Origin of the sequence: Marivita sp. S0852, from assembly GCF_046591575.1 — a bacterium.
In the GTDB taxonomy this organism is placed as follows: domain Bacteria; phylum Pseudomonadota; class Alphaproteobacteria; order Rhodobacterales; family Rhodobacteraceae; genus Marivita.
This window is the reverse complement of the sequence record NZ_JBIQWA010000002.1, coordinates 12,294-30,322: the sequence shown is the minus strand read 5'-3', so window position 1 is coordinate 30,322 and position 18,029 is coordinate 12,294. Positions and strand designations below refer to the sequence as shown.

Below are 18,029 nucleotides of genomic sequence, written 5' to 3'. Positions count from 1 at the left end.
CACCCCGTCATCCGCGGCCGATATACGGCATGGTGGTCGCCATCACCGTCATGAATTGCACATTCGCATCCAACGGCAACGACGCCATATGCAACACCGATGATGCCACATGCGCCACATCCATCACCGGATCAAACACTTCGCCCGCCGCCTCGGCCTGCTGGCGCAGATTGGCCACGATCTCGGTCTCTGCATTGCCAATATCGATCTGTCCACAGGCTATATTATAGGCCCGCCCATCCAGCGACAAAGACCGTGTCAGCCCGGTAATGGCATGTTTTGATGCGGTATATGGTGCCGAACCCCAGCGCGGCACATGCGCAGAAACCGACCCGTTATTGATAATCCGCCCGCCTTGCGGATCTTGCGTCCGCATCCGCGCAAAAGCCGCGCGGGCGCACAGAAAACTGCCTGTGACATTCACATCCAGGCAGTGTTTCCAATCCTCCACGGCAATCTCGTCAATCGTTGCGCCCACAACCGCCAGTCCGGCATTGTTGAACACGGCATCAATTCGCCCCCAGGCCGAAAGCCCAAGATCAAACGCCGCCTCCACAGCCGCCGCATCGGTCACATCACAGGGCAACGCCAACGCGCCCGTATGCTCTGCGGCAATGGCCTCAAGCGGTGCAGCCCGCCGTCCCACCAATCCAACTTGCCACCCGGCCTCCAGAAAGGCCAAGGCACAGGCCTTGCCAATACCGCTCCCGGCCCCGGTGATGATGATCGACTGCGTCATAAAGCGGCCCTTACACATTTGTTTTTCATACTTAATCCACGATCAGACGCGAACGGCGCTGCCCCGCATCAATGATTGTCCCGCGGCAGATGCCTGGCAATGCGCTGATACGCCGTTGCAAGTTCCAGACATCCACCTTGCGCCAATTGCCCCACATGTTGACGGTAAATCTCTTGCCACGGGGTCTGGCTCACACTCTGCGGCGGGGTCCAGGCAGCTTTCCGCGCGGCCCATTCTTCGGGATCGACAAGCGCGTTCAACGTCGACGCGTTCAGATCCAGCCGCACCCGATCCCCGGTCTGCAAATAGGCCAACCCACCGCCAACCACCGCTTCCGGAGATGCATTCAGGATCGACGGGCTTTCCGACGTTCCCGATTGCCGCCCATCGCCAACCGTGGGCAAATGGCGCAACCCATCCTGAACCAGCGCATCGGGTGGCTGCATATTCACCACTTCTGCCGATCCCGGATACCCCACACATCCGACATTCCGGATGAACAGCATACACGTCTCGTCAATCGCCAGCTCCGGGTCATTGATCCGGTCATGGTAATCCTCCGGCCCCTCAAACACGATGGCCCGCGCGTCCAGCACGTTCTCCCGCCCCGGCGATGACAAAAACCGCGTCTTGAAATCCTCTGAAATCACCGAGGTTTTCATCAAGGCGCTGTCAAACAGATTGCCAGACAGCACCTTGAACCCGGCTTGCGCCCGCAGCGGCGCATCATGGGTTGTAATCACATCCGTATCAAGACTTTCCCACGCAGCCAGCACCGTACCCATGCTGTGCCCAGACGCGGTCATCACGCCCTCGTGCAAACGCCCGGCCTTGCGCAATTCCCCCATCACCGCAGGCACGCCGCCCGCGCGATAAAAACTCTCGCCCAGATAGTCTCCGGCCGGCTGCATATTGACCATAAGCGGCACGTCAAACCCGATGCGTTCCCAGTCGGTCACGTCCAACACAACCCCTGCATGACGGGCAATCGCCTGCAAATGCGGCGGTGCATTGGTGGACCCGCCAATCGCGCCATTGACAACGATCGCGTTCTCAAACGCCGCGCGGGTCAGAATATCCGACGGTTTGAGATCCTCCAGAACCATCCCGACACAGCGCTTGCCGGTCTCATAGGCCATTGCCATCCGCTCCCGGAACGGGGCCGGAATAGCAGACGCACCGGGCAGGGTCATGCCCAGCGCTTCGGCCATTGCGTTCATCGTGCTTGCCGTGCCCATCGTGTTGCAATGCCCCAGCGATGGTGACGATGCACAGGCCAGCTCCATGAACTCGGCGTAATCAATCTCGCCGCGCGCCATCAGACGCCGCCCTTCCCAGATTGTGGTGCCCGATCCGGCCCGTTTGCCTTTGTACCACCCATCCAGCATCGGCCCGCCATTCAGCACGATCGCCGGAATATCCACCGTTGCAGCCCCCATCAGCTGCGCCGGGGTGGTCTTGTCACAGCCCGTGGTCAACACCACCCCGTCAATCGGGTAGCCGTGCAACACTTCCACCAGGCTTAGATACGCAAGATTGCGATCCAACCCCGCCGTCGGGCGCTTGCCGGTCTCTTGAATCGGGTGAACCGGGAATTCCATCGGAATCCCCCCGCCATCGCGGATACCAGCTTTGATCCGGTCCATCAAAAACACGTGGATCTTGTTGCATGGCACCAGATCAGAACCGGTATTGGCGATCCCGATGATTGGCTTATCGGCCTGCAGCTCACCTTTGGTAAAGCTCTGATTTTGATAGCGTTCAAGATAAAGCGCCGTCATCCCCGGATTGTTCGGGTTGTCAAACCACTCCTGCGACCGAAACCGTTTATTGGCGCGCGTGTCACCCATGGTATGCCCTCCCAATTCCTCTTGGTGTTCTGGACAATCCGCGCTCAAACAGCAAGTGGCAGGGCATGCCTGATCTCCTCTGTCCAAAGCACCCGCAACAGGCCGACATGCCAAGAAACCCTGTCCCGGCCAGCGCCCTCCGCCTTCGGTTTGTCACGCCAAAACTCTCACAGCGCGTGTCACATCCACAACCAACAGCGCCTGCCTTGAACCCAGTCTCCTCCCCTTTCTCGCACCAAGCGGTGCCACCCAAGGCACGTCACCGTCCCCGGACCGCACTGCGCTGCCCCTTCGCCTTGGGTCGCCTGGGCCGGCGTGCTAAGCCCGGTGCCAACACGAAAGAACACAATATGCACCAGACCCCCTTGCCCCTGACCCAAGACCTCGTCCTCATCGGAGGCGGGCACACCCATGCGCTGGTCCTGCGCAAATGGGTGATGAAACCGCTTCCCGGTGTCAGGCTGACCGTGATCAACCCCGGCCCTATGGCACCCTATTCCGGGATGCTGCCTGGCTTTGTCGCCGGGCATTATTCCCGGCAACAGCTTGACATCGACCTTGTCAAACTCGCCCAGGCGGCAAATGCCCGCCTGATCATCGGCGCGGTCACTGGCATGGACCTACCGTCGCAAACCATCCGGATCGAAACCCACCCCGATATAGGCTTCGATGTGGCGTCGGTGGATGTGGGGATCACATCCGATATGCCGGCCCTGCCGGGATTTCAGGATCACGCGGTTCCTGCCAAACCCCTTGGTCCGTTTGCGGCCAAATGGGATGCATATTGCCGGGGTGACGGCCCGGCGCAAATCGCCATCATCGGGGGTGGCGTGGCTGGTGCCGAACTCGCAATGGCCATGTCCCACGCCCTTCGCACGCGCAACCGGTCGGCAAGGATTCACCTGATCGACACGGATTTTGTCCTGTCTGCCCTGCCCGACAAAAGCGCCTCTCACCTGCGCAGTTCACTGCTTGCCCAGGGCGTGGCTCTGCTTGAAAATGCAAACATCACGCATCTTGGCGAAGGTGCCGTTCATCTGGCTGATAACCGCATCATTGAGGCCGATTTCATCACCGGGGCGGCCGGTGCCCGCCCCTACCCCTGGTTGGCCGAGACCGGTCTTGACACACATGACGGTTTTCTGACGGTCGATGACAGGCTGCGCACCAGTGACCCGCGTGTTTTTGCAGTTGGCGATTGCGCCTATATGGCCCATGATCCCAGGCCCAAGGCCGGGGTCTATGCGGTGCGTCAGGCACCGGTTTTATTTCATAATCTGACCTCCCGCCTCTCGAATGGTCCGCTGAAACCCTATTTGCCACAAAAAGATTACCTAAAGCTTATCTCGCTTGGCGAAAAATCCGCGCTTGGCGATCGGTTCGGCCTGACCTTCTCGGGGCCTTGGGTCTGGCGCTGGAAAGATCGCATTGACCGTAAATTCATGGCGCAATTCGAAAATCTGCCCAAAATGCCCACATCACCTTTGCCCTATCCCCGCGCGACAGGCATGGCCAAGGCGCTTGGCCCAAAGCCGCTTTGCGGAGGATGCGGGGCCAAGCTGGGACGCGATGCGCTGTCACAGGCGCTTGCCGCGCTCGCCCCGCCGCAACGCAGTGACATCCAGCCGCTGCCCGGCGATGACGCGGCGCTTTTGCTGACGGGCGACGCCAGACAGGTGTTCACCACCGATCACCTGCGCAGCTTTTGGGCGGACCCTGCCGTCATGGCCCGCATCGCAACCCATCATGCACTTGGCGATATCTGGGCCATGGGGGCCAATCCGCAGGCGGCCACCCTGTCTATCACTCTGCCCCGGTTGGCCGACCGGCTTGCCCGCCGCACGATGTCAGAGATCCTCACCACGGTCGAGGCGGTTCTGAAAGACGCAGGCGCCGACATTGTCGGCGGCCATAGCACACTCGGTGACGAACTCACCATCGGCCTGGCGCTGACCGGATTATGTGATACGCCCCCCATCACCCTGAACGGAGCGCGTGCAGGTGCAGACCTGGTCCTGACCAAACCCATCGGCACCGGTGTCATCATGGCCGCTGCAATGGCACAGCGTGCATCCGGATCGGATGTCGCAGATGCGCTACTTGCCATGCAACACGGACAGGGGCGTGCGTCACGCATCCTGCGCACACATGCTTTTGCCATGACCGATGTCACCGGCTTTGGCCTTGCCGGACATCTACAGACCATCTGCGCCAACGCGTATCTGTCAGCAACGCTGGAGCTTGACAAAATTCCCTTGCTCAACGGGGCCGTCAGTCTGTCCCGGCGTGGTGAACACTCTTCCCTTTACCCAAGCAACCGGCTTGGCTTTGATCACATTCCCGATACCCCGCACACAAGGTTGTTGTTTGACCCGCAAACCAGTGGAGGTCTGCTTGCCGTCATTCCACACGAAAAATGCCAAGAAATCGTAAACGATCTTCGCCAGTCAGGCTATGCACAGGCCACGAGGATCGGGCATTTGCATGACGGACCCGCAGGTCACGTCGGCATATCCTGAAGCGCGGCCTCCACCCTTGCAGCCACATCCGAAAGGTCTGCCGCGTGTAGCCCCGCCGCCGTAATTTGCCTGAATACATTGGGGGCCAGCGCTCTCATCGACTTGGCATAGGCAAGATCATAATGATCCTCCATCAGCGACCGCGTCAATTTCCGCGTGTCGCCGGCCGCGCTCAATCTGATCCATTCAGACACAAGAGCCTCTCCGCGATGCGCCTTCAACGGGGCAAGCTTGCGGCGCAACCGGTCGCTGTCTGACAAAATGTCATCATAGGCCCGCATCAGGTACTCGGTCCGCGCCTCAAGCGGGGCCACGATTTCAACCCAGGGCGCGTGTTTCATCGCCGACCAAAGGCTTGGCGGGATCAACAGATCGCCGATCTTGCTGCTTTCGGCCTCAACAAGCACCGGTCGCGTGGGGTCCAACCGGCACAATCGCCGCGCCAAGGCCGTCTCGAACGCCTTTTGCGACGGTTGCGGACCCATCCCTCCCAAAAGAGATCCGCGATGATTGGCCAGACCTTCCAGATCAATCACCTGAACGCCACGCGCAGCAAGCAAAGGCAATAACGCGGTTTTTGCCGTCCCGGTATAGCCGCCCAATTGCACAAACCTGTGCGGCAACGCCCCCCGGTGCAGCATGTCGACAACCATGCGCCGATAGGTCTTGTACCCGCCCCCGATCATATCAGACCGCCAGCCGATCTCTGACAACAGCCATGCAAAGGTGCCCGACCGCTGGCCACCACGCCAGCAATAAACCAGAGGCCGCCAGCTTCCATCCCGATCCGACAAAGGGCCCTCGATATGCGCCGCCGCATTGCGAACCACCAAAGCGGCCCCCAGCTTGCGGGCATCAAACGGGCTCATTTGCGTATACATCGTGCCAACGCGGGCCCGCTCGTCATTGTCCAGAACCGGCAGATTGACAGCGCCCGGTACATGATCCTCGGCAAATTCCGCCGGGCTGCGCACGTCGATCACCGTATCAAAGCCGTGATCCAGCAAGTCCGTCAGTGACGTGGGCGAAAACGGCATCGGGCTTAACGCATCAACCCGACAAGCTCGTCCGCCAACCCGGCAAGCGCCCGGCCCTGCGCATCTGTCACCGCAGGTGCCGTCAGCTCTGCCAGCGGCACCACAATGGCAAACCGTTCAACCCGCTCACGCGGGCGTCCCTCCACCGCACTGATGGCGGCCTGCCCTGTGATTTCAAACACGCCGCTGGCACTGGCCAGCATCTTGTCGATCCGCACATCCAGCCGCGCGGAGGGACCATCAAAAAGCGGCCAAGGTTCGGCGGCGACGGTTGCAGTGCTTTTTTCGTCCAACAGCTGGGCCAGCGTCCCGGTCACCGCACGCTCTGGATCGTCCGCCCAGACCGCATCGCCCAGCGGCATGAGGGCACCGGTTTCAACGCGCACCAGAATGTCACTGCCCGATGCATGGCTGGGCAAAGTCACGTCGCGCAATTCAACCGTGCGCACCGCAACCCGTGTCTGAGTCGCCACCGCCGCCACCGGTGCGTCGATCAGATACCGGGCACTTTCGCCCGATCCACATGCGGCCAAGGGCAAAGCCAGGGCAACTCCGATTGCGCGCCAGTTCAGCAAAATCATACTCACTCGTCCCTCTCAGCGCCCGAATATCAGCGAATTTGGGCTGCGCTCAATGGCGCGGGCCAATTCCGAAATCGACTTCGCGGCGTTCTGCACCTCGCGCAAGGCCGACAATGTCTGCGAATTGAAGTCAGAGCGCGCGCCATATGACGCCACCACGGCTTCGGTCTCGGCAACCAAACGCTCCAACCGGGCGGTCAGTTGCGGCAAATCTTCAACCGAGGCCGCCACCGACCCGGCCGCGTCCGACGCCGATTGCAGCGTCGCGTTCAGGTTTTCCACAACACCGCCATCGCGCAGCTCGGCCAGGGCCAAACGCATCTCTGTCAGCGCATCGTTCAGCGTTCCCGGCAAATCCATCGTCTCGTCACTGCCGATCAGCGCATCCACCCGCCTTAACGTCCCCGTGGCACTGTCCACCAAGGCCTGCAGCTCAAGCGCATTGGCCGTGGTTGCCACCGCTTCAAGCTCGGTCAAAAGCTTTGGAATATCGGTCTCGGTGATCTCGCGCAGGTTCTGCGTCAAGGCCGGGGCATCCTGTGACGCCACCGAAATATCGGCCATCGCGCGATCCAGATTGCGCAGCGCACGGCCCAACGCCGCCACAGCGCCTTGCTCTTCCAGATCCGCAATGATCGCGCGCACATCCTCAATCGCCGCCGTCAAAACCGCCGGAATGGACTGAACCGCATCGCTCCCGACCAGCGTTCTTGTGTCATCCAACAGCGCCACAGCCGCCCCCGGCACACGCTGCAAATCATCGCTCCGCGCTAGCGTTTCCACCGCATCCATAAGGCTGATCGCCTGCTCCATCACCTCTTCGATGGGCAACGCATTGATCCGCTCCAACACACCTTCGGCGGTCGCGGTAAAGTCCGACAGGTTGGACTCGATGCTCGGCAATCGCGGGGCCTCGCCCTCGATCTCGGCCAGATTGTCGATCTGCGCATCGTCCAGCACAACCAATTCCACCCGCAAATCACTGCTCAGCAGGCTTTCGGTCGCCAGTCGCGCGCGCAGACCGGTCGCCACCGCAAAGCGGAAGAACTCCACCGTTTCCTCGGGGGTCGTCTCGGGCGGCAGGCCCATACGCAGCGGGTCGATGGCGACATTCACCAACAGGGACAATTCGGGGCCAAACGGCGTCTCGACAATGCGCGACCGAAGCTCGGTCACGATGCCGACATCAAGCCCCTGATAGGTCACATCATCCCCGGCTTCCAAACCATCGACGGATTCATCAAACAGAATGGAAAACGCCACGCCCTGCGCCGGTCCGCGCACCAACCGGTTGCGCCGTGCTTCCTCTTCATCTTCGTAAAGCGTAAAGACATACCCCGCGCCGATGTCTTCGCCATCGTCATACAGGTTATCAAACTCGACCCCTCCGGACAGAAGCGACGAAATGCTGTCGAAATCCACTGAAAACCCGGCCGCGCCAAAGGACACCTCAAAACCCGAGGTATCCCAGAACCGTGTCGCCTGGCTCAACCGCGCATCATGCGGGGAATCGATAAACGCATCCACCAGCACATTGCGCCCGTCAGCAGACAGGCGCGGCGTCTCAAGCCGACCCACCTGAACACCGCGATACAGCACCGGCGAGCCATAGGAAATCGTCGTGCCATCATCCGTGGCCAGCGTGATCCGGCGGCCCGGTCGGCCCGGCTGCGTCAAAGGTGGCGTATCCGCCCCGATGAAATTGCGCGTTTCCTCTCCTGGCACATTGTCCCAGGCCCCTTCGATGTAAACACCCGACAACACCGTAGACAGGCCAGAAATCCCGCTTGCCGACACTTCGGCGCGCACCACCCAGAATGCCGCATCGGCATCCATGAATGGCACCACATCGTTATCGACACGGGCGCTGACAATCACCCGGCCCAGATCTTCGGTGAACTGCACGTTTTCCACCTGCCCCACCACCACATCGCGATAGCGGATCGTCGTCTCACCCGCGACAACACCAGACGCATTGCCAAACGAGATCTGGATCAGCGTGCCGCGATTGGCAAAATTCTGCCACGCAATGCCCAGCGACACCACCAATGCCAGAACCGGCACCAGCCAGACAATCGACAGGTTGCGCCAAAACGATTTGCGCGGCGGTGTGACCTTCATTTCAGAGGCGGTAGGCTCGCTCAAACCCGTTTTCCTTCTCGGCTGTCCCAGATCAGTCTCGGGTCGAAGCTATTGGCGGAAATCATGGTGAATGCAACCGAAAGCGCAAAGCTGACCGCAGCGATGCCGGGATTGATCGACACGACAAAATCCAGCTGCACCAGTGCCGACAGGATCGCCACCACAAACACGTCGATCATCGACCACCGGCCAATGAACTCGACCACCTCGTAAAGATGGAAATGCGTGGCCGTCCCCGGCAATCCCCGCTGCACCCGGATCGCCAGATAGGCAATCGAGATGAATTTGCTGATCGGGATCACCACCGACGCCACAAACACAATCAACGCGACGCCATAAGCCCCATGATCCATCAGATCAAACACACCGCCGATAATGGTGCTTTCCACCGTGTTGCCAAAGGTCGATGTGCGCAGCATCGGATAGATATTGGCCGGGATATAGACAACCAGCCCGGCAAACAGCCAGGCCCATACCTTTTGCAGGCTGGCACGATCACGGCTGTGCAGGGACGTTCCGCACAAGGCGCAGGCCTCTGTGCCACGCGCATAGACACGGCCGCATCCAGAGCAGCCCACCAACCCGGCCGCACGGGCCGTCAGGACAGGCTGCGTGCGCTCAGCGTTTGCCATACCGTCACCCGACACATGAAACTGTCTTTCAGAACCGTGACAATCACCAATCCCACAAACGCCCAAAAGGCTGGCCCCAACGTCACCTGCGCCAGTCCCGCAACTTTCACCAAAGCCACCGCCACCCCGATAATGAAAATCTCGGCCATCGCCCAGGGCCGGATGGTTTCCGCCAACCGAAACACCGCCCGCGCCCTCGCCGCCGGAGCCCAGCCCAGCGCCATCGGCGCAAACACGTAAATCAAGGCGATCAACCGGGTCACAGGCAACACCACGATCAATGCCGCCACCGCAAAGGACAACGGCAGCATCAGCCCACTCGAAAACGACAAAATCGCATCAAAAACCGAGCTTTTGTGCCCCAACCCATGCGTGTGCAATTCAAGAAAGGGAAAAAACACCGCGCCCACCATCAGGATCAGCGCGGTCAGCGCCAACATCACAATCTGCGTCATCGCGCCCTGCCGCGGTGCCATCAAAACCGTATCGCAACGCACACACCGCGCCTGCGCCCCGATTTCGACATGCGGAATGTGATGCAACACATCGCATTTGGGGCAGGCAATCATGTCAGAAAGCGACTCGGTCATGCGTCTTAGATAGGCCACGCGGCCAAAAGGGAACAGGCCAATACGCCTCGTCCGTCCCGCCCGACCGGCGCAAGGCCACGTACCGCGCGATCGTTGGCTGATGACCAGGTTCCGGGCTTTGACGGTGTCGCGGCTATTGTTTGATTAAAACGAACCAAACGCCGTTTTCGTTCACTTTTCCCAAACAACCACCCAGTGCTCCGTTACAATCGACACCGTACGATGCGACCGTCCCATTCGTACCGTTCACCGTTGTTTGGTCTGCCATTCGGGATGAATCCACGGCTCAAGGTTACCCATGGGTAACGGCGGCTTTCCAAGAATGTGATCCGACGCCTTTTCCCCCACAAGGATCGACGGCCCGTTCAGATTGCCATTGGTGATCCGCGGAAAGATCGAACTGTCCGCAACACGCAACCCATCCACACCGATCACCCGTGTTTCCGGATCAACAACCGCCATCGGATCATCCCGCGCCCCCATCTTTGCCGTCCCGCAAGGATGATAAGCGCTTTCGGCATGATCGCGGATAAACGCATCCAGTGCGGCATCGCTTTGCACGTCATCGCCGGGCTGGATTTCATGTTTGTAATACGGGCTGAACGCGTCCTGAGCGTAAATTTCCCGAACCAATCTAATACCTTGGCGGAAATCGGTCCAATCGTCCTCGTGGCTCATGTAATTGAAGAAAATCCGCGGATCGTCATTCGGATCTGCCGACCTCAGCGTGATTTCCCCCCGCGACAAAGACCGCATCGGCCCGACATGGGCCTGAAACCCGTGCCCTTCGGCAGCCACTTTTCCGTCATAGCGCACGGCAATCGGCAGAAAGTGAATCTGCAAATCAGGGTATTCGATCCCCGCCCGCGACCGCAGGAATCCACAGCTCTCAAACTGGTTCGACGCCCCCGGCCCGGTCTTGGTCAACAGCCACCGCGCCCCGACATAGGCTTTGCCAAGCAGGTTCCAGTATTTGAACAAGCTCACCGGCTGAGACGCCGCCGCCTGCACATAAACCTCAAGATGATCCTGCAGGTTCTGGCCAACACCTGCACGGTCTGCAATAACCTCAATTCCGTTATCTTTCAGATGCTTACCCGGACCAATCCCCGACAGCATCAGCAATTTCGGTGAATTGATCGCCGAGGCCGCAAGGATGACTTCGGCCCGCGCCTGTATGGTTTCCACCCCGCCAGACCGCGCGATTTCAACCCCCGTTGCACGCCCCTCGGCAATCACAACCTTGCGCGCAAACCCCCGTACAAGCGTGCAGTTTTCGCGCCGCAACGCGGGTTTCAAATAGGCCTTCGCCGCCGACCACCGCGCCCCGTTCCACACCGTCATGTCAAACGGACCAACCCCTTCCTGGCGATACCCGTTGTAATCGCCAGTGATGCCATACCCGGCCTGACCGCCCGCTTCGACAAAGGCGTTGGTCAGCGGATTGTCCCGCGCCCCGCGCGTGACATGCAGCGGACCACCCGTTCCCCGCCAGGACGGATCGCCCCCGTGGCCGCCATCATGCCAATCTTCAAGCCTTTGGAAATACGGCAAAACATCCGCGTAGCCCCACCCGGTTGCCCCTTGGTCGCGCCAATGGTCGTAATCCTTGGCATGCCCGCGCACGTAGATCATTCCGTTGATGGACGACGACCCACCAATCACCTTGCCGCGCGGACAGGCCAGCCGACGGTTGTTCAGATGCGGTTCCGGTTCGGTCTGATAGCCCCAGTCATACCGGGTCATATTCATCGGAAAACTTAGCGCGCCGGGCATTTGGATGAACGGCCCCGCATCGGTGCCGCCATGCTCGATAACAATCACCGACCGCCCCGCTTCGGACAGCCGGTAAGCCATGGCGCACCCGGCAGAGCCAGCGCCGACAATAACGTAATCTGCAATCATATCAAGCGTTTAAATATCCGACGAGCAGGGAAATGAAGGCCCCGACATGAACCACCATGATGGCCCGGTCCTTCCACATCACACCCACAGCGAACCACAGGAAAATGCCGATGAAGAACGCGAACACGTTCCACGGCACTACGTTCAAACCGGTCAAGCCATAACCGACCAGCTGGATCGCGGTGGCGACCCATTTCACAATATCGACAGGCTTCATGCCCGCCTGTATGTCATCGGGATGGGTCATCAGAATGGAGCCTCCACATCGCCCATGCGCACATAGACGGATTTCAACGCGCTGTAATTGTTGATCGCATCTTTCGAATTCTCGCGACCAACACCGGACATCTTGGTGCCGCCAAAAGGGGCTTCGACCGGGGCGTCATTGTAGGAATTGATAAAACACGATCCCGCCTCAAGCTGGGCAATCACCCGGTGCCCGCGTGACAGATCAGAGGTAAAGACACCGGCGGATAGCCCGTATTCGGTGGCATTGGCGCGCGCGATGGCTTCGTCTTCGGTGTCGAAATCAAGCACCGCCATCACCGGGCCAAAGATCTCTTCGCGGGCGATCGCCATGTCGTCGGTGACGTCGGCAAAGACCGTGGGCTGGAGGAAAAACCCTTCGCGATCAAGACGTTCACCGCCCATGACAAGCCGCGCGCCTTCCGCTTTGCCTGTGTCGATATAGCCCAGCACGATGTTCATCTGGCGTTCACTGACCATCGGGCCAAAGCTGGTCGCCTCGTCCAGTGGATCGCCGATGACCGCCGTGGCAAGCCGTTCTTTCAGTCGTGAAAGAAAGGCTTCCTTAATACCTTTCTGCACAAATACCCGTGTCCCGTTCGAACACACCTGACCAGAGGAGTAGAAATTTCCCAGAATTGCCCCACCCACGGCGTTATCCAGATCGGCGTCATCAAAGATCAGCAGCGGCGACTTGCCACCCAGTTCCATTGTGACATGCTTCATTTGGGCGGCAGCGGCGGCGTAAACCGCCTTACCGGTCGGAACGGAACCGGTCAGCGACACTTTGGCAACACGCGGATCAGACACCAGGGATGCCCCGACCTCGCCCAGGCCCTGAACCACGTTGAATATCCCCGCAGGCAGCCCGGCCTCATGCAGGATCTCGGCGACTTTCAAGGCGCATAGCGGTGTTGTCTCGGACGGTTTGAACACCATCGCGTTGCCACAAGCCAAGGCTGGTGCGGCTTTCCAGCAGGCGATCTGGGTTGGGTAATTCCACGCCCCGATGCCCACACAAACGCCCAGCGCCTCGCGGCGGGTATAGACCCAGTCCTCGCCCAACTGGATATGTTCACCGGTCAGGCTGCCGGCCAGTCCGCCGAAATACTCAAGCGCGTCGGCACCGCTGGTGGCGTCTGCGACACTGGTCTCTTGATAGGGTTTGCCGGTGTCAAAGGTTTCAAGCACCGAAAGGTCATGATTGCGCTCGCGCATCATGTCGGCCGCGCGCCGCAGGACGCGTCCGCGTTCAGTGCCGCTCAGCGCGGCCCAGGCGTTCTGCGCGGCATGCGCGGATGCAACGGCCTGTTCGACAATCGCGGGCGTCGCCGCATGAACCGTCGCGATCTGGGCACCGGTGGCCGGATAAATGACCGGAATGGGCGTGCCCGCTGTGTCATCGACATAACGTCCGTTGATGAAATGGCTGGCGTTGGGTTGTGTGGGATAAGTCATGTTTCGCTGTCTTTGCCAAAGGATCTGAGTTCATGGTCCAGCAGGGTCAGCACCTGCCGGGTGGCGTCTTCGCCAGAGGGAATGTCCCGCTTCAGCGCTTCGCGCAGGTACAGCCCGTCAATCAGCCCCGCGATACGCAGGGCCGCTTCGCCAGAACGGGGTCCGATCAGAGGTTTCAGGTTATAAACAAGATTGGAATGCAATCTGCTCTGATAGACAGACAGCAAGCGCCGCGCCTGATCGTCGGATTGGGCCAACACGTAAAAGTTTAGCCAGGCTGACACCACTTCGGCGCGAAAATTCGCGCTGCTGAATCCGGCGCGGATAATCGCTTCGGTGCGCGCCCGCGGACCCCGCGCCATGGCCAAGGCGCCGCGCACTTCAGCACCATAAAGGCTAAGGGTGTGGCGCATGGCGGCCAGAAAGATCTGATCTTTGCCACCAAAATAGTGATGCGCCAGCGCCGATGACATTCCCGCACGGCGCGCGATCTGGGCCACGGTCACATCCAGTGACCCCGCCTGACCGATCTCGTCAATCGTTGCTTTCACCAGCGCCGCGCGGCGTATAGGCTCCATCCCGAGTTTCGGCACGTTTGACCCCTTTGGTTGACGGGCGGAGCCTATGGCGTTTTTAATTGACTCGTCAATCAACAAAAAACCGGTTTAATTCAGGGAGACCGCTCACCATGCTTAAAACCTCACTTTCTGCACTCGCGATTTGCGCAGCAAGCTCTGCCATCGCCAATTGCGATTCTGTCACGTTTTCGGATGTTGGCTGGACCGACATCACAGCAACCACAGCCGCGACCACCGTTGTTCTGGACGCGCTTGGCTATGACACCGATATCAAATTGCTGTCCGTACCCGTGACCTATACTGCCCTGGCCGAAGGTGATGTGGATGTTTTTCTTGGCAATTGGATGCCAACCATGGAAGCCGACATCGCCCCCTACCGCGAAGCGGGCACTGTCGACATCGTGCGCGCCAACCTGGAAGGGGCGAAATACACCCTTGCCGTGAACAAGGCCGGGGCGGATCTGGGTATCACGTCCTTTGCCGACATCGCCACACATCGCGACGCGCTTGACGGCGAGATCTACGGGATCGAGCCGGGCAATGACGGCAATCGCCTGATCATCGACATGATTGCGGCAAACGCCTTTGATCTGGACGGTTTCGAAGTTGTGGAAAGCTCGGAACAGGGGATGCTGGCACAGGTGGATCGCGCCAGTGATCGGGACGAGCCGATTGTGTTTCTGGGCTGGGAACCCCACCCGATGAACGCGAATTTCGACCTCACCTATCTTGAGGGCGGAGATGATTGGTTCGGGCCCAACCTTGGCGGCGCAACCGTGTTTACCAACACGCGGGCCGGATATGTGGCAGAATGTGCCAATGTCGGCGCATTGCTGAACAATCTTGAATTCACCCTGGCGATGGAAAACGAAATCATGGGGGCGATCCTGAACGACGGAGAAGACCCGCGCGATGCCGCCGAAGCGTGGCTCAAAAACAATCCGGACGCGTTTGCGGGATGGCTTGACGGCGTGACGACCAAAGACGGCGGCGACGCAGTGGCAGCTGTGAAAGCGGCGCTGGAGTAATTTTGCTCCATGATCGAAACCGCGGGCGGCCCCGGTCGCCTGCGTGCCTGCGTTCTAATCGTTTTGGGGAGACACATGGATTGGCTGACCGACAACAAGATTCCGGTGGGACAAATCGCCGGAGACGGCTTTGACTGGCTTGAAAGCAACGGCGCGTTTTTCTTTGACGCGTTGGCCGATACGCTGGAAGCGATGATCGACGGTTTTTTGTGGCTGCTGCAAACCCCGCATCCATTGATCATTGTGGCGCTGTTTGTCGCGCTGACCTATGCCCTGCAACGCAGCTGGAAAGTCGCTTTGTTCGTGGCTTTGGGGTTTTTATTCATCATCAACCAAGGCTATTGGGAAGAAACAACAGAAAGCCTGACGTTGGTTTTGTCTGCCTGTGTGGTGTGCATGGGGCTTGGCGTGCCTATTGGAATCGCCGTGGCCCACAGACCCAAACTTTATGTCTGGATGCGCCCGGTGCTTGACCTGATGCAAACTTTGCCGACCTTCGTCTATCTTATTCCGGCGATTGTGTTTTTCGGCATCGGCATGGTGCCCGGTCTGATCGCCACGGTGATTTTTGTGCTTCCCGCGCCGATCCGCCTGACCCATCTTGGGATAAGCTCGACGCCCCTGCCCCTGATCGAAGCCGCGCAGGCGTTTGGCTCTACCAGATCACAGTTGTTGTGGAAGGTCGAACTGCCCTCGGCTTTGCCGCAAATCATGACCGGCCTGAACCAGACCATCATGCTGTCGCTGTCGATGGTGGTGATTGCGGCTCTTGTGGGCGCGGACGGGTTGGGCGTGCCTGTTGTGCGGGCGCTCAATCAGGTGAACACCGCGCGCGGATTTGAAAGCGGCTTTGTGATTGTGGTGGTGGCCATCATGCTGGACCGAATGCTGCGGATGGAGCGCAAAGGATGACCGCCCCCCGCGTGGAATTCGATGCTGTCTCCATTGTCTTTGGTGACACGCCAGAGGCCGCATTGCCCTTGATGGACGCTGGCCAAAGCCGCGCCGACATTCAACGCGATACCGGTCAGGTGTTGGGCGTGCATGATTGTTCTTTGCAGGTGACCGAGGGCGAGATCCTTGTTTTGATGGGCTTGTCGGGGTCTGGCAAATCAACCCTGTTGCGGGCGGTGAATGGGTTGAACCCGGTCGTGCGGGGCAGCGTGCGCGTGCATGATGGCACAAAAATGGTTGATGTCACCCATGCCAGCCCCGATGTGCTGCGGCAGGTGCGACTGCGGCATGTCGCGATGGTATTTCAGCAATTTGGCCTTTTGCCATGGCGGTCTGTTCGCGAAAATGTTGGGCTGGGGCTGGAGTTAGGCGGCCAATCGAAAGCGGAACGTAAAGACCGGGTCGACGAACAACTGGCTTTGGTGGGGCTGTCCGATTGGGCCGATCGCAAGGTGTCAGAGCTGTCAGGGGGCATGCAACAGCGCGTCGGGCTGGCCCGGGCATTTGCCACGGATGCGCCTATTTTGTTGATGGACGAACCCTTCTCTGCGCTTGATCCGCTGATCCGCACCAAGCTGCAGGACGAGTTGCTTGAACTGCAAACCCGGCTTCAGCGCACCATTATCTTTGTGAGCCATGACCTTGATGAAGCGTTCAAGATCGGCAATCGCATTGCCATAATGGATGGTGGCCGTATCGTGCAATGCGGCATTCCGCAGGATATTTTCCGTGATCCGTCAAATGATTACGTCGCGGATTTTGTGAAACACATGAATCCACTTGGGGTGCTGCGTGCGCGGGATGTGATGCGCGCGGGCACAACAAAGACCGGTCCGGATCAGGTTGACGCCGATGCCCGCGTGCAAGAGGTGATGACCACGCTCGTGAGCTGCGACCATGACGTGACGGTGATCGAAAACGGCGCTCCGATTGGGATGATCGGAAAGAACGATGTGCTGCGTTACCTGGCGGACCCGTCCGGCGCGGCGGCCAGCGGATAGGTGGTGATCTCGTGAAACATACCGCCTATGTCTTCGCCTACCAATGATATGTGGTCCACCACATAGGGCCGGCTCAGGAACTCCGGTGCGCAGAGCGCCGCTTCAATCTTTGGCCGGTCCGATTTGGGCACCCGATCCGTCAATGTCATATGGAACCGGAACGCATTAAAAATATAGGGATACCCCCATCGCGTCAGGTTGTCCCGCAGGTCCGCCGATAAGCTGCGACCGGCATATTTCGCAATATCCTGTGGTTTTTGCGGCGCTCTGAAGTCATCGAAATCGGTTACGCAACGTGCCGCCAGATCACTGACGCCCTGACATGGTAGTGATGGAACCAGTGCAAGAAACCGGCCCAGCCAGGTTTGCTTTAGCGGGCCAAGACACACAGGTGCAGATCGCTGCGCAAATGCCCGTGCTGCGGCGTCAAGTTGAGACGGGCTGCGCGCCTCGGCCAATCGAAAGGGCGCTTTCAGCGTTGCGTGAAACCCATAACGCTGCGCGCTGTGCGTCCATGGCTGCGACGGTGGCCCAGCGCGCGGCTTTCCGGTCCGGCAATCCCATCCGAGCCACGCCGCCCCAAAATCGCCCAGCGCTCCGGTGGGAACGTGGAAAATGGCGTATCGGTGAAAGTTTGGCCTGCTCATGGCCTCTCCTACGCGGCGACTGGCTCAGGATTCAAGCCACCTTTATTCTGCTTGAAATTCATTCAACTTTGCGCGGTACACTTTGGCGCAAACCGGGGCATCGACCATGGCACTGACCCTTG

The 18,029-nt window shown here is 59.6% G+C and carries 16 protein-coding genes; 4 read left to right on the top strand and 12 right to left on the bottom strand.

Annotated features, from left to right (window positions below):
- Positions 1-7 precede the first annotated feature (7 nt).
- Together ACG74X_RS04245 and ACG74X_RS04240 are read right to left on the bottom strand one after the other, a co-directional pair.
- Complete coding sequence (locus ACG74X_RS04245) at positions 8-739, bottom strand: SDR family oxidoreductase (protein WP_411232914.1); 732 nt, start codon at positions 737-739, stop codon at positions 8-10.
- A 68-nt stretch (positions 740-807) separates the two neighbouring features.
- Positions 808-2,589, bottom strand: a complete 1,782-nt coding sequence (locus ACG74X_RS04240; protein ID WP_411232913.1) for an IlvD/Edd family dehydratase — start codon at positions 2,587-2,589, stop codon at positions 808-810.
- 350 nt (positions 2,590-2,939) lie between these two features.
- Between ACG74X_RS04240 and selD the strand changes: the two genes are divergently transcribed.
- Positions 2,940-5,108 (top strand): selenide, water dikinase SelD, encoded by a 2,169-nt coding sequence (gene selD, locus ACG74X_RS04235; protein WP_411232912.1) that lies wholly within the window; start codon positions 2,940-2,942, stop codon positions 5,106-5,108.
- Here the strand turns inward: selD and mnmH are convergent.
- The 9 genes from mnmH to betI form a co-directional block, all read right to left on the bottom strand.
- On the bottom strand, positions 5,090-6,145 hold the full coding sequence (gene mnmH, locus ACG74X_RS04230; protein ID WP_411232911.1) for a tRNA 2-selenouridine(34) synthase MnmH: 1,056 nt from the start codon (positions 6,143-6,145) through the stop codon (positions 5,090-5,092). The genes selD and mnmH overlap by 19 nt on opposite strands.
- A gap of 5 nt (positions 6,146-6,150) precedes the next feature.
- A complete protein-coding gene (locus tag ACG74X_RS04225) occupies positions 6,151-6,726 on the bottom strand; it encodes a membrane integrity-associated transporter subunit PqiC (RefSeq protein ID WP_411233327.1) in 576 nt (191 codons plus the stop codon).
- A gap of 15 nt (positions 6,727-6,741) precedes the next feature.
- Complete coding sequence (locus tag ACG74X_RS04220) at positions 6,742-8,871, bottom strand: intermembrane transport protein PqiB (RefSeq protein WP_411232910.1); 2,130 nt, start codon at positions 8,869-8,871, stop codon at positions 6,742-6,744.
- The gene (locus ACG74X_RS04215; RefSeq protein WP_411232909.1) at positions 8,868-9,500 is read right to left on the bottom strand and encodes a paraquat-inducible protein A; all 633 of its coding nucleotides are present in this window, start codon (positions 9,498-9,500) and stop codon (positions 8,868-8,870) included. Before ACG74X_RS04215 ends, ACG74X_RS04220 begins: the two co-directional genes overlap by 4 nt.
- Complete coding sequence (locus ACG74X_RS04210) at positions 9,467-10,090, bottom strand: paraquat-inducible protein A (RefSeq protein WP_411232908.1); 624 nt, start codon at positions 10,088-10,090, stop codon at positions 9,467-9,469. The genes ACG74X_RS04215 and ACG74X_RS04210 overlap by 34 nt, the downstream gene beginning before the upstream one ends.
- Positions 10,091-10,336: 246 nt before the next feature.
- On the bottom strand, positions 10,337-11,995 hold the full coding sequence (gene betA, locus ACG74X_RS04205) for a choline dehydrogenase (protein ID WP_411232907.1): 1,659 nt from the start codon (positions 11,993-11,995) through the stop codon (positions 10,337-10,339).
- 1 nt (position 11,996) lies between these two features.
- Positions 11,997-12,242: a DUF6552 family protein gene (locus ACG74X_RS04200; protein ID WP_411232906.1), complete on the bottom strand. Its 246-nt coding sequence runs from the start codon at positions 12,240-12,242 to the stop codon at positions 11,997-11,999.
- Positions 12,242-13,699, bottom strand: a complete 1,458-nt coding sequence (gene betB / locus ACG74X_RS04195) for a betaine-aldehyde dehydrogenase (protein WP_411232905.1) — start codon at positions 13,697-13,699, stop codon at positions 12,242-12,244. The genes ACG74X_RS04200 and betB overlap by 1 nt, the downstream gene beginning before the upstream one ends.
- A complete protein-coding gene (betI, locus tag ACG74X_RS04190; protein WP_411232904.1) occupies positions 13,696-14,292 on the bottom strand; it encodes a choline-responsive transcriptional repressor BetI in 597 nt (198 codons plus the stop codon). The genes betB and betI overlap by 4 nt, the downstream gene beginning before the upstream one ends.
- A 95-nt stretch (positions 14,293-14,387) precedes the next feature.
- Between betI and choX the strand changes: the two genes are divergently transcribed.
- The 3 genes from choX to choV all read left to right on the top strand — a co-directional run bounded on the left by choX (position 14,388) and on the right by choV (position 17,260).
- Complete coding sequence (choX, locus tag ACG74X_RS04185) at positions 14,388-15,305, top strand: choline ABC transporter substrate-binding protein (protein WP_411232903.1); 918 nt, start codon at positions 14,388-14,390, stop codon at positions 15,303-15,305.
- A gap of 75 nt (positions 15,306-15,380) precedes the next feature.
- Positions 15,381-16,217, top strand: coding sequence for a choline ABC transporter permease subunit (gene choW, locus ACG74X_RS04180; protein WP_411232902.1), 837 nt, complete (start codon positions 15,381-15,383; stop codon positions 16,215-16,217).
- Positions 16,214-17,260 carry a choline ABC transporter ATP-binding protein gene (gene choV, locus ACG74X_RS04175; protein WP_411232901.1) on the top strand — a complete coding sequence of 349 codons (1,047 nt, stop codon included), beginning with the start codon at positions 16,214-16,216 and terminating at the stop codon, positions 17,258-17,260. The genes choW and choV overlap by 4 nt, the downstream gene beginning before the upstream one ends.
- On the opposite strand, the gene ACG74X_RS04170 is transcribed toward choV, so the two are convergent.
- Positions 17,221-17,907 carry a DUF1045 domain-containing protein gene (locus ACG74X_RS04170; RefSeq protein WP_411232900.1) on the bottom strand — a complete coding sequence of 229 codons (687 nt, stop codon included), beginning with the start codon at positions 17,905-17,907 and terminating at the stop codon, positions 17,221-17,223. The two genes, choV and ACG74X_RS04170, sit on opposite strands and share 40 nt — an antisense overlap.
- Positions 17,908-18,029 lie beyond the last annotated feature (122 nt).